This is a genomic window from Acinetobacter sp. Lyrl_1 (assembly GCF_051948795.1).
GTDB lineage: Bacteria > Pseudomonadota > Gammaproteobacteria > Pseudomonadales > Moraxellaceae > Acinetobacter > Acinetobacter towneri.
Map to the genome: position 1 here is coordinate 18,370 of NZ_JAYJLK010000012.1, position 12,968 is coordinate 31,337.

12 protein-coding genes are annotated in these 12,968 nt (G+C 41.9%); 2 read left to right on the forward strand and 10 right to left on the reverse strand.

The window, feature by feature from the left end:
* Positions 1 to 8 precede the first annotated feature (8 nt).
* The 6 genes from VF675_RS05965 to VF675_RS05990 all read right to left on the reverse strand — a co-directional run bounded on the left by VF675_RS05965 (position 9) and on the right by VF675_RS05990 (position 4,797).
* Entirely contained in the window at positions 9 to 656 is a 648-nt protein-coding gene (locus VF675_RS05965; RefSeq protein WP_440204930.1) for a MotA/TolQ/ExbB proton channel family protein, read from the reverse strand.
* A gap of 30 nt (positions 657 to 686) precedes the next feature.
* A complete protein-coding gene (locus VF675_RS05970) occupies positions 687 to 1,574 on the reverse strand; it encodes a ParB/RepB/Spo0J family partition protein (protein ID WP_180044047.1) in 888 nt (295 codons plus the stop codon).
* A complete protein-coding gene (locus VF675_RS05975; protein WP_004976821.1) occupies positions 1,571 to 2,353 on the reverse strand; it encodes a ParA family protein in 783 nt (260 codons plus the stop codon). The genes VF675_RS05970 and VF675_RS05975 overlap by 4 nt, the downstream gene beginning before the upstream one ends.
* A gap of 23 nt (positions 2,354 to 2,376) precedes the next feature.
* Entirely contained in the window at positions 2,377 to 3,009 is a 633-nt protein-coding gene (gene rsmG, locus VF675_RS05980; protein ID WP_440204931.1) for a 16S rRNA (guanine(527)-N(7))-methyltransferase RsmG, read from the reverse strand.
* Positions 3,010 to 3,093: 84 nt separating this feature from the next.
* Positions 3,094 to 3,783, reverse strand: coding sequence for an N-acetylmuramate alpha-1-phosphate uridylyltransferase MurU (gene murU / locus VF675_RS05985; RefSeq protein ID WP_440204932.1), 690 nt, complete (start codon positions 3,781 to 3,783; stop codon positions 3,094 to 3,096).
* Positions 3,784 to 4,797, reverse strand: a complete 1,014-nt coding sequence (locus tag VF675_RS05990; protein ID WP_440204933.1) for an aminoglycoside phosphotransferase family protein — start codon at positions 4,795 to 4,797, stop codon at positions 3,784 to 3,786. It abuts the gene before it with no gap.
* A gap of 120 nt (positions 4,798 to 4,917) precedes the next feature.
* Here VF675_RS05990 and VF675_RS05995 point away from each other — a divergent pair, with 120 nt between their 5' ends.
* Together VF675_RS05995 and VF675_RS06000 are read left to right on the forward strand one after the other, a co-directional pair.
* Positions 4,918 to 7,371 (forward strand): LPS-assembly protein LptD, encoded by a 2,454-nt coding sequence (locus VF675_RS05995; RefSeq protein WP_440204934.1) that lies wholly within the window; start codon positions 4,918 to 4,920, stop codon positions 7,369 to 7,371.
* A complete protein-coding gene (locus VF675_RS06000; protein ID WP_278517477.1) occupies positions 7,371 to 8,669 on the forward strand; it encodes a peptidylprolyl isomerase in 1,299 nt (432 codons plus the stop codon). Before VF675_RS05995 ends, VF675_RS06000 begins: the two co-directional genes overlap by 1 nt.
* Positions 8,670 to 8,838: 169 nt before the next feature.
* Here VF675_RS06000 and hfq read toward each other — a convergent pair whose 3' ends face one another.
* The 4 genes from hfq to tsaE form a co-directional block, all read right to left on the reverse strand.
* Complete coding sequence (gene hfq, locus VF675_RS06005) at positions 8,839 to 9,357, reverse strand: RNA chaperone Hfq (RefSeq protein ID WP_154320804.1); 519 nt, start codon at positions 9,355 to 9,357, stop codon at positions 8,839 to 8,841.
* A gap of 92 nt (positions 9,358 to 9,449) precedes the next feature.
* Complete coding sequence (gene miaA, locus VF675_RS06010) at positions 9,450 to 10,394, reverse strand: tRNA (adenosine(37)-N6)-dimethylallyltransferase MiaA (protein WP_440204935.1); 945 nt, start codon at positions 10,392 to 10,394, stop codon at positions 9,450 to 9,452.
* Positions 10,395 to 10,400: 6 nt separating this feature from the next.
* Complete coding sequence (mutL, locus tag VF675_RS06015) at positions 10,401 to 12,383, reverse strand: DNA mismatch repair endonuclease MutL (protein WP_440204936.1); 1,983 nt, start codon at positions 12,381 to 12,383, stop codon at positions 10,401 to 10,403.
* Positions 12,376 to 12,852 (reverse strand): tRNA (adenosine(37)-N6)-threonylcarbamoyltransferase complex ATPase subunit type 1 TsaE, encoded by a 477-nt coding sequence (tsaE, locus tag VF675_RS06020; RefSeq protein ID WP_440204944.1) that lies wholly within the window; start codon positions 12,850 to 12,852, stop codon positions 12,376 to 12,378. Before tsaE ends, mutL begins: the two co-directional genes overlap by 8 nt.
* Positions 12,853 to 12,968 lie beyond the last annotated feature (116 nt).

A 12,968-nucleotide genomic window follows, 5' to 3' on the forward strand; every position in this document is an offset into this window, starting at 1 on the left:
AACTCACCTTAGCTTACTTTTTTCACATCTTGCACATCCGCATCAAGCTGATGAGGTTGACTCTGATGAAATAATCCTGCGTGAAACAAAGTCGCTTGCTGCTCTAACTCAGCAGTATATTCTTGCACCAAACGCTGAAAATAACGATAGGCAAATAAGGCTGGAATTGCAATTAACATACCTGCAGCAGTGGTAATTAAGGCTTTAGAAATCCCTGGAATCATTAAGGTTGGATTACTTGCACCCACATCAATCACTAAAAATGATTCAATAATCCCAAGCACTGTACCCAATAAACCCAATAATGGCGCAACTGCACTGAGCGTACCCAAGAAGTTGATATTTTTTTCTAAATAACCAATTTCTTGTGAAGCTGTCGCTTCCATTTGTGCACGCGCATAGTGTTCTGATTGTTGTTTGTTACGCGCACCCGCCTCAAAAATACGGCCTAATGTACTGTTTTTTAAGTTGGCACTTTGATTCAGTTGTTGCAACACAGTCGCTAAACTTTGCCCGCGGTTGAGCAACAACGCATTGGGCAAAATACCTGCTCTCTTTAAACGCATAAAACGCTCAATGGTAATTGCAACGGTAAATACCGAGCACAATACCAACAGCAGCATCAGCCAGCCACCTGCTTTTACCAATTCCCACATTCGCTTTTCCCCAATAAAATACGAATTAAATTAATCGGACAGGCAAATATTTAAAATACCATCCAGCTCTTCCAGAGAGTGATAACTGATGGTCAATTTGCCCTTACCCTGCTTGTTATAATCAATTTTAACATCTGCACTAAAACGCTCAGAAAGACGTTGCGTGAGTTGTTGAATATCAGGCGCAATAGCCGTTTTCGGCTTTTCTTGTTTTGGCGCATTAAAGTCACGTACCAACTGTTCGGTTTGACGTACCGATAAATTCTTTTCAATTACATGCTGCGCGACTTTGAGCTGATCTTTAGCTTTCAAAGTTAAAATAGCACGTGCATGACCCATATCTAGCAAGCCTTGCTGCATCAACTCTTTAACAGGCTCAGCCAAAGTGAGTAAACGCAATAAATTACTGACCGTGGTACGTGCTTTACCTACTGTTTCGGCAATTTCCTGATGACTCAAGCCAAACTCATCGTGAAAGCGTTGTAACGCCATTGCCTGATCAATTGGGTTGAGGTCTTGACGCTGAATGTTTTCAATTAATGCCAAAGCAATCGCGACCTGATCGGTCAAATCACGCACAATTGCAGGAATTTCAGTTAAACCTGCCAACTGTGCAGCACGCCAGCGACGCTCACCTGCAATAATTTCATAAGGATGTTGTTCGTCATCTATCGGACGAATCACAATTGGCTGCATTACACCATGTTTTTCAATAGATGCCGCCAATTCCTGTAAATCTTGCTCTTGAATAAAGCGACGCGGTTGATATTCACCACGTTTTAATAAATTGACATCAATTTGTTTTAGCTGACCATGATCTAAAGATTGCACTTCAAGTTGTAATTTTTCTTTCTGGATTGACCCCAATAAGGCATCCAAACCACGACCTTTGGCTAATCCGCGTTTTTTTGTGGTCATGCTTTACTTCCTTTTTTCACTTTGCTTTTTTTCAACATTTCAGCTGCTAAATTCAGGTAGGCAACTGCACCCTTCGAGCTTTTTTCAAAATAAATGACGGGTAAACCGTGTGCAGGTGCTTCTGCCAAGCGTACATTACGCGGAATCACGGTATCGTATAATTTTTTACCAAAATAGTGCGATAATTCTTCAGACACGTCACGGGTTAAGGCATTACGCGCATCATACATGGTGCGTAATACACCAATAATTTCTAAATCAGGATTGAGTGCTTGTTGAATACGGTCAATGGTTTGCGTCAGGTCAGCCAAACCTTCAAGTGCATAATATTCGCACTGCATTGGAATGATTACACTTTGCACTGCTGCTAAAGCGTTTACTGTAATTAAGCTTAAACTTGGTGCACAGTCGACAATAATATAATCAAAGTCTTTGGCAACTTCTTGCAAGGCATTGCGCAAAATAAACTCGCGCCCTTCTTGCTCAGCAATCACCAATTCAACCCCTGCCAAATCACGATTGGCGCCCAAGACTTTATAACCAACTTCTGCCTTGCTAATTGCGGTTTCAATCGGCACTTCGCCCAACAATACATCGGTCACTGAATACAGCAAATCATTTTTTTGAATGCCTGAACCCATGGTGGCATTGCCTTGTGAGTCCATATCGACCAATAAAACGCGCTTTTTCAAAACAGCTAAAGATGCTGCCAAATTTACTGCGGTTGTGGTTTTTCCGACACCACCTTTTTGGTTCGCAATCGCAATAATTTGTGCCATGATCACCCCAGTCCTTTGAAAAATTAAATACGTTTTAATAAAAGTAAATGACGTTGTTCGTCTAAACGCGGAACTTTGAGCTCAATAATTTCACAGCTAAACTGATCTTTCAATGCCGCGACTTCATCGGTAGGAACCAAACCTTTCATAGAAGCAATGATACTTTGCGCATGCATAAAAGGTGTTGATGCAGTAACAAAGTCGGTTAACGAAGCAAAAGCACGACTGGTGATGACATCAAACTGACCTAACTCGCGGATGCTGTCTTCATTTTCAACACGGGTCTGAACTGCCACGACGTTTTTCAGTTTTAAATCGGCAATAAACTGTTTTAAGAAACGAATCTTTTTACCATTCGAGTCCAATAACACGCAATCGCGCTCAGGCTGACACAAGGCAATAATAATGCCCGGCATACCGCCACCTGTACCAATATCTAGTAAACGACCTGCAGGCAAATCTTTGAGGATGCTCAGACTGTCTAGCAAATGCTTCACTAGCATTTCTTTCGGGTCACGAATTGCAGTGAGGTTATACGCTTTGTTCCATAGCACCAAAGCATCTTGGTATTTGAGTAATAAATTTAAAGCCTCATCACTGAGCTCTAAACCTAAAGCCTGACTACCTTGCTTGAGTTCCTGAAAAAACGAATGCATCACAATTCACATCTCGAAAAAGTTAATGGAAGTATACCGATTTATAGTTGCAGTCATAGGGGCGAATGCTTAGTGAATATGCACTTAAGCGTACACACCCTGCTGAATTTGTTGATCTAGCGCATTTAATCGTTCAGGAGTGCCAACATCCACCCAAACACCTTGCAATTTCTGTGCAGAAATTTTTTCTTGCTGCATGGCCTGTTTGAGCAATGGCGCAAGCGGACGTTTGCCCGATTCCAAACCGTTAAACATTTGCGGATGCATCACCGCCACGCCACTATAAGTTAGATTTTCACCTGAGCGTGCTTGCTCAAAAGTATAGGCTTTATTTGCAGCCAAAGTGAAATCACCTTGTGGATGCTGCACGGGATTTTCCACCAAAACCAAATGTGCTAAATCGTCTTGAAGCTGCACATTTAATAATGGTGCAAAATCCATAGTGGTCCAGACATCACCATTCACCAATATAAAAGGTTCATTGCCCAATAATGGCAACGCATTGATGATGCCACCTGCCGTTTCTAAGCCTTCGCCTTCATGCGACCACAAAATTTTCACACCAAACTGAGAACCATCACCCAAAGCATCTGCGAGTTTTTCACCCAACCATGCCGTATTGATGACAATTTCCTGCACACCCATCTTTTGTAATTTTTCGATGTGCCACACAATTAGATGTTTTCCACCGACTTCCAATAAAGGTTTAGGCGTATGCAGTGTTAAAGGACGCATACGATTGCCCATTCCTGCGGCAAGAATCATGGCTTTCATTTAGGCAACCACCTCATACTGACCATATTTAGCAGTAAATTTTGGCATTACTGTCGTGTGAATAAAGTGCATAAATGGTTGTAATTCTGGATAAGGTTTACTTTCTTCAAGTAAATACCACATTACGCGCGGTAAATCCTTGAGATAACCCGATTTACCATCACGCTCAAATAAACGCACAAAAATACCTAAAATTTTGATATGACGCTGAATCGCCATCATATCGGCATCTTTTTTAAATTGTTCAAAATCACGGTCTTGCTTAGATGCTGCTGGCAACAAGTCATAGAACATTTTAAACCAACGATACACATGCTCAGCATTCCACTGCACATAAGCATCACGGGTAATCGAAATTAAATCGTATGTATCTGCACCAATGACCGCATCCTGAAAATCAATCACACCAAGTTCCGTGTCATCGCCTACTTTCATTAAGTTACGACTATGAAAATCACGATGCACAATCACTTGCGGCTGTGCCACAGCTGCATTGGCTAAAATAGCAAAAGTACGTTTAATTAAGGCACTTTCTTCTGCGCTTGGCTGAATCTGTAAGGCAGGCAATAACCAGTCGGTGAGTAGTTCCATTTCACTGATCAGTTTGTCATACGAGTATTCAGGGAAATGTGCGGTACCATCAATGCCTTGCAATTGAATCAGTTGTTTAAAACACTGCGCATAATAGTCATCTACAGTCTGATCATTCAGCAAGGTGGATAACAAGACATCACCAAAATCTTCAAGCAACAAAAAGCCTTGTGTCAGGTCTTTAGCTACAATTTTTGGCACGCGCACGCCATGGGCAGCAAAAAATTCATCAATCGTCACAAAAGGACCACAATCTTCTTTTTCTGGTGGTGCATCCATGAGCATAAATGTTTTATTATTCAACTTGATTCGTGCGTAACGACGAAAACTTGCATCGCCTGCTAAAAAATGAGTTTCAAATTGATCTGAACCAAGTACAGATGTTATCCATGTTTGTATCAATTGTTCGCGTTGTGTATTCATTTGCAATAAATTCTAATACAGGCTGAGTTTTTAAAGTGCTAAGTGTAGCTACTTCTGCGCTTTTTCTCTATGATGCGACAATAATTAATTGCGATTAAGCACTCTTGGTTGATGAGATAAATGAAGCATCAGTTTAAATTTAATCCTTTAGCGACTGCGGTCTTAACTCTGTTATGTGGTCACTCTGTTTCCAGTTATGCACAGACAGCAGATCAGGCTTCATCGGTCAGTCATATTGACAACCAACGGCTTAAACAAAGTATTCAAGAGACTTACCCAGGTCAGCAATTCTTTGAGCAATATTATGTTGATAAAGCAACGCCCGAAGCGCAACAACAATTTGGTAACACAGCCAGCTCGGCTTATTGCAAAGGTGCTTGGCTGACGCCGATCAGCTCAAGCACCGTTGCCGTAGATGCTGCAGAAGCGACCTCTACCGTTACTGCCGATTATGGTCACTATGACCCAAATGGCGATTCCGTCTTGGAAGGCAATGTCCTGATTGACCAGCAAGGCCGTCAAATTCGCGCCGATAAAATTACCATTGATCAAACCCAAACCTTTGCCAAAGCCGAAGGTCGTGTACAAATGGCACAAGCTGGTTTACTTGCGCAAAGTGATGAAATTAACTACAACCTTAAAACTCAGCAAGGCGATTTAAATAACAGTTTTTATATTGCTGAAGAACAGCATGCGCATGGCATGGCAGAAAAAATTGCACGTACCTCAACCAATACCATGGTACTCAATAACGCCACCTACAGCACCTGCCCACCCGAGCAAGCGCCAACCTGGAAAATTCAAGCCAACGAAATTAAGCTCAATCAGGAAACTGGACGCGGTGAAACACGCGGTACAAAACTATATGTAAAAAATGTACCGGTCATGGCTGTGCCTTATTTTAACTTTCCGATTGACGACCGCCGCACGACAGGTATTTTGACCCCAAGTTTTGGTTTTACCAATGATGGTGGTGTCGAACTTTCTGTACCTGTGTATTTGAACCTAGCACCGAATTTTGATGCTACCGTTAGCCCGCGTTATATTGGCGATCGTGGCGCGATGCTAGAAGGTGAATTCCGTTATTTAACTGAAAATTTTGGTTCAGGTAAAATTTGGGGCGGTTATTTAGCATCGGATGCCAAATATGATGACCAAGACCGTAAAGACTTACATTTTTTACACGGCTGGCAAATCAACGAACAATTTTCAACCAACTTAGAATATAACTATGCATCGGACAAAGATTACTTTGCCGATTTAAATAATAATCCTAACTCCAAAACCGATCTTAATTTACGTCGTGCTTGGGAACTTAACTATCGTAACGGCATTCCGGGTTTAAAAGCACAGCTCAAAGTTGAAGATTTCCAAACCCTTGATCAATCTATTGAATATGAAAAACGTCCTTATGCACGTTTACCCCAATTCTTATTGAACTATAAAACGGGCAATCCTCAAGGCTTCCAAGTCGAATTTAATAACGACACGGCTTACTTCAAAAAAGATATTGGCGCATTGGATGTAGGCGAACCTAGTGGTACACGTATTTATAATGAGTTTGCAGTACGTTACAACTACCGTAACCCGTGGTCATTTGTAATTCCTGAAGTATCGTTACGTAACATCAACACCTTCTACGACAAAGACACTCGAAACGCGCTAGATCAATATAATTCTTCAAGTGAAAGTGAGTCGGTTACTGTTCCGCAATTCACTTTAGATACAGGGATTACCTTTGAAAAAGATGGTCGCTTCTTGCAAACCATCACCCCGCGCGCGTTCTATGCCTATGCACCGTACCGCAATCAAAACGACCACCCGAACTTTGACTCTGTAACCGCTTCTATTAATTATGACCAGCTGTTCAGTCCAAACCGTTTCTATGGTCATGACCGTTTAGAAGATAACAACTTTTTGTCTTTGGGTTTAAGCTATAGCCTGTTTGATGAAATTGGTTTAGAACGCCTTAGAGCAGGAATTGGTCAAAGTTTTTACTTTGAAGATCGTCGTGTCACGCTGGATAATACCGAAGACGAATTTAATACGGAAAACCGTACTGGGCCAATTGTTAGCCTAACCAGTCAGCTAAGCCAAAACCTTAGTGTGGGTGCCAATGCTGCATGGATGTCAAATGGCGACAATGCACAGCGCAGTGTCAATATGCTTTACACGGGTGATCAAGGCAACTTATATAGCTTTGGTTATATTAACCGCCGTGTTATTCCAAACCGTCAAGATCATTATGATCAAGTTGTGGCATCGTTTATTCAACCTATTCACAACAACTGGCGCATTTTAGGTCATGCTCAATATGACCTAGACAACAGCGTTGCGCGTGAATATTTGCTAGGTGTGAACTATGAGTCGTGCTGTTGGGGCATCTCAGTCTATGGTCGCTCTTACTATAACGATTTAGATGATGTTACCGATGCCGGTGTAAAACCAAAACGTGCCATTATGGCGGAATTAAATTTGAAAGGTTTAGGCGGTTTCAATAATAAACTTGCATCTTTGCTTGAAAACCGTATTTTAGGTTTTAATAAAATTAATCAATCTTGGACACAACGTTAATGAAGACAGAACAGTTAAAACGATTTTTAAAAGCATCAACCTTAGCACTTTGCATGACAGCAGCGCTGCCTGCATTTGCTGCGAATGATCAAATTGTGGCTGTAGTTGACAATAGTGTCATTTTAAAAAGTGATTTAGCGCAAAGCGTGGTTGAACTCAAACAACAACTTGAGATGCAAAAGCGCCCTGTTCCACCACAACACATTTTAGAACAACAAGCTTTAGAACAACTGATTGTACGCCAAGCGCAATTAGAGCAAGTCAAACGCTATAACATTAAAGCTGATGAAAAATCTTTAAATGAAGCAGTTTTAAAAGTTGCACAGCAAAATGGCGCAAACAGCCTAGAAACTTTTCAGCAAAAATTAGATAAATCTGCACCAGGCAGTTATGCGTTTTTACGTAATCGTATTGCCGAAGATTTAGCTATGAATCGTTTGCGTCAGCAAGTGGTGATGTCACGTATTCAAATTAGCGATCAAGACGTTGATAACTTTCTGAAAACCCCACAAGGTCAGGCTGCCTTAGGCAACCAAGTCCATATTTTGCATGTGCGTGTTTCTGGAGCAGAAAATGCCGCACAAGTTGCGCAAAAAGTAAAAGCTGAATTGGCACAAAGCAACGATATTCAAGCCATTAGCAAAAAATACACAGGCAATGGTGTAACCGTACAATCTGCAGACATGGGTTTACGTAACCTAACGGATATTCCTGCAGAACTTGCTGCACGCATTACACCGTTAAATGTAGGTCAAACCAGTGAACTGATTGAAGTCCGTGATGGTATTCATGTGGTCAAGCTCTTAGAGCGCAAAAGTACTGAGCAACGTGCACTAGTTCCACAATATCAAACTCGACATATCTTGATTCAGCCAAGTGAAGTCGTAAGCCCTGAAAATGCGAAACACATGATTGACAGTATTCACAACCGTTTAAAAGCGGGTGAAGACTTTGCAACCTTAGCAGCGACGTTCTCTAATGACGCTGGCTCTGCACGTGATGGCGGCAGTCTAGGCTGGGTGAATCCTGGCGTGATGGTGCCAGAATTTGAAAATCAAATGAAAAATACTGCAAAAGGTGAAATTAGCGCACCATTCCAAACCCAGTTTGGTTGGCATGTACTGCAAGTGACCGATACACGCCAGCAAGATATGACTCGTGAATACCAAGAACGTATGGCACGTCAAATACTAGGTGAACGCCAGTTTGATACTGAATTGGATAGCTGGTTACGTGAAACACGTAACAATGCTTTTGTAGAAATTAAAGACCCAAGCTTAGACCGCAAGAAAAACTAAGCTTAAGTTTTCTGCTATTTCCAAAATTAAAACCAGTGTAGCAACACTGGTTTTTTATGCTTTTTTACCATATGCACTTCATCTTAGCCACTACCAAAATACGACTTTGATAAAAAAACCATAGACATAAAAAAACCTCTCATTTCGAGAGGTTTTTTAAGAAGATCAATTAACGGTTGTTATCGTCTTCTGAAGATTCTTCAAATTTAGAATCGTTGTCAAAACCGCCAGTTGCTTGACCGCCACCGAAGCCACCTTGACCACCGAAGCCACCTTGACCACCGAAGCCGCCGCCTTGACCACCGAAACCACCTTGACTACCGAAGCCACCACCTTGACCACCGAAGCCACCTTGACCGCCAAAGCCACCACCTTGAGCACCGAAGCCGCCTTGACCACCGAAGCCACCACCTTGACCACCGAAGCCGCCACCTTGACCACCAAAGCCTGCGCCTTGACCGCCTGCTGGTGCACCCGCTGGACGTGGATTACGTGCAGGAACAACTGTAGAAATTGCATGTTTGTAAACCATTTGGCTTACCGTGTTTTTCAATAAAACAACATATTGGTCAAAAGATTCAATATGACCTTGTAGCTTGATACCGTTCACAAGGAAGATAGAAACAGGAATACGTTCTTTACGGAGAGAATTTAAGAACGGATCTTGTAAAGTTTGACCTTTAGACATGTTATAACTCCAAAAATAATTAAAAATCAGCGCAAAAACTATCTTTATTTTTCAATTAAAAATTATAAAAAAGACAGTGTGTAAATTTTGCTTTATCCGTAGCAGTTTCGCAAGTCTTCTTGAGCCTGCTTTATCGTAAAATATGTGTGAAATTTATGCGATTCTTGCAACGATCTGAGCCAAGTATATTGACGTTTCGCAAGTTGTCGTGTTGCGAATAGCGCCTTATCCTCCATTTCCTGCATTTTTCCGCGACTTTCATCACCTTTTTGTAAAAACTCTAAAGCTTGACGATAACCGACAGAGCGCATGGATGGTAAATTTGCATCTAAATCGTATTTTTCAATAAGATGACGCACCTCATTCAAAAAACCCATTTCCCACATAATCTCTAAGCGTTTTTCGATACGCTGATGTAATTCTACCCGATCAGGCACTAAGGCGTGGTTATGAAAAGTGTAACGATATGGTACATTTTTAGGTTGTTCCGCTTGCAGTTGGGTAATTGGCGTTCCTGTTAATTTATAAACTTCTAGTGCACGAATAATACGTTGCTTATCGGACACTTTAAATTTTTGTCCCGCCAATGTATCTACCGCGCATAATTCTGCATATACAACTTCCCAACCTTCACGCGCGGCTTTATCTTCAATTTCAGCACGTACTTGGTAATTGGCGCTGGGTAAATTTGAAGATAAACCTTCAAGCAATGCCTTAAAATACAGCATGGTTCCGCCCACTAAAATTGGGGTTTTGCCACGCGCATGCATATCGTCAATCAAGGCGCAGGCATCTTCAACAAATTGCGCAGCAGAATACACTTCAAGCGGGCTGATAATATCAATCAAATGGTGCGGATAACGCGCCTGCTCCGCTTTAGTCGGCTTGGCTGTACCAATGTCCATATCTCGATAAACCAGCGCAGAATCGACTGAAATTAGCTCAAAATGACCTAGTTCATAGAGTTCACATGCCAAAGCAGTTTTACCACTTGCAGTTGGTCCCATTAAATTGATGACCGGCAATTGTTTTGACATGTAACACTACTCTCCTCGAGCAAAAAGTTTATCTAATTGAACCAATGGAAAAGCACGCCATGTTGGACGACCATGATTACATTGGCTGGCAAATTCAGTTTGTTCCATTTGACGTAACAAGGCATTCATTTCAGAAAGGCTCAGCATTCGGTGTGCACGTACTGCGCTATGGCATGCCATTCCTGCCAAAATATGATCACGCTTTTGCAACAAGGCTTGCGCTTCATCATTCGGATCTAAATCATCCAGTAATTCAGGAATTAACTCAGCAAAATCTGCCTTATGCAAAATCGCGGGCACACCGCGCACAATGACCTGTTCATCACCATATTGGTCTATTTCCAAGCCCAATCGTGCCAATTGTTCTTTTAAATCATCCACCCGCATGGCTTGCATACGGCTAATGCTGATGACTTTGGGGATCAACAATTGCTGCGAAGTCCAAAATTCAGGTTTATCCCAAGCGGCTTTCATCTGTTGTAAAACGATACGTTCATGTGCTGCATGCATATCGACAATAATCAAACCTTCGCTATTTTGCGCCAGAATATAAATACCGTGCAATTGTGCAATCGCAATCCCTAGCGGGTGTTCATCTACAGCTGTCGTCGATTCATACGCTACGCTAGTTGAATCTTGAGGGTCGACATCACGTAAAGGTGCGAGATAGCTTTTTAAGGCATTATTCAGTTGTTGTGAGCCTTGATAACTGCCTTGCATCGCTTGGCCGTATTGCACAGTTTGCGGATGGCTACGATCAAACTCGGTAAGTAAATCAGTACCCGATGCTGCTGGATTGGATACGTGATCTGCATCTACCGTTTGTTCATATGAATTTAAAGGGTTGGTCTGCGCAGATTTGTGCAGCTGAAATTGTTCTTGGTAACGTGGTTGTACGACATAAGGTGCTGCCTGCTCTACTGGGTCGGCTTTCATTGCGGTCGCAAGATCAGCTGTTGCAGTTTGAAATTGTGCCAAGGTTTCTTTGGCATAATGCCGTACAAACTCATGCACTTCACGCTGATTTAAAAAGCGGATTTCGTGCTTAGTTGGATGCACATTGACATCAATATTTTCAGGTTCAACTTCTAAAAACAGTAAATATGCCGCATGTTGATGCCCATGCAAAATACCATCATAAGCCATGCGTAAAGCATGGGAAATGGTCTTGTCTTTAACAATACGCCCATTCACATACACATATTGCAGATCGGCTTGTGAACGTGCATCGGAAGGATGCCCCAACCAACCTGATAAGTGCATGGTGACACTGTCAGCATCTATCCAATAGGCATTTTCGACAAAGTTTCGTCCTAAAAGTTGCTGCACGCGCTGAAAACGCAATTCGCCACTGTCTGCAATGGGTAAATTCAGTTTGATGCTGTCGTTGTGTTCCAAAACAAAACGAATATCGAAATGTGTCAGTGCCAAACGACGCACAATTTCTTCAATATGTCCGAATTCTGTACCCGCTTTTTTCAGGAATTTACGTCGTGCAGGCACATTAAAAAATAAATCCTGTACCCGAATATGTGTGCCTTTTTGTGCAGCAACGGCCTGAATATCTTGATGGTCAAAGGCAGTGCCATTGACTTCGACCTGATAACCGACACCATCTTCAGTTTGGCTACTGACCAAAGTCAAACGCGATACTGCTGCAATTGATGCCAGTGCTTCACCACGAAAGCCTAAACTGACAATAGCATGTAAATCATCAGCCGTTTGAATTTTACTGGTCGCGTGACGAGTCACCGCCAAAGGCAAATCTTCAGCATGAATGCCACGACCATTATCAATAATTTCAATGAGTGTACTGCCGCCTTGTGCCACCCGAATAATTAGCTCGGTTGCACCTGCATCAATGGAGTTTTCTAGTAGTTCTTTGACCACAGAGGCAGGACGTTCAATCACCTCACCTGCAGCAATTTGGTTGGCTAAGGCAGGTTCAAGCGTGTGGATCCGACGTAGATTTAACACATCATTAGGCATGATTAAATTGTTGCTCCAAAGCTTGTTGTAATGCAACCGAAGACGAACTTAGCGTTGCAGTACGGCTTAATTCATCTTCCGATTTTTTAATTTCAATGATCAGGTCTGCGGGCGGAATTTCATCGCCACCTTTTGATGGCCATTCAAATAAAAACAAAGCATTTGGAGTTTCTAAATAATCACGAATGCCCATCAGCTCTAATTCATAAGGATCATTTAAACGATATAAATCAAAATGAAAAATATCTTGTCCTTGTATTTGATAAGGTTCTACCAAAGTGTAAGTCGGGCTTTTAACCGCGCCCTGATGCCCCAAATTCTGTAGAAAATAGCGCGATAAAGTGGTTTTTCCTGCGCCTAAATCACCAATTAAATAAATCACACCCGAACGAAAATGCGTTGCCAAAACCTGCGCCAGATTTTGGGTATCTTGCTCATTATTTAAAACCAAATTAAATGAATACTGCATAACGCTCACGACATGATTCAAAAGACCAATTATGATAGCATCGCACTGCTTTAAAGCCTATGTACTGATGGATAAAACTGTGTAAATGTGGACAATTTATAACAAGCTTAGACAAG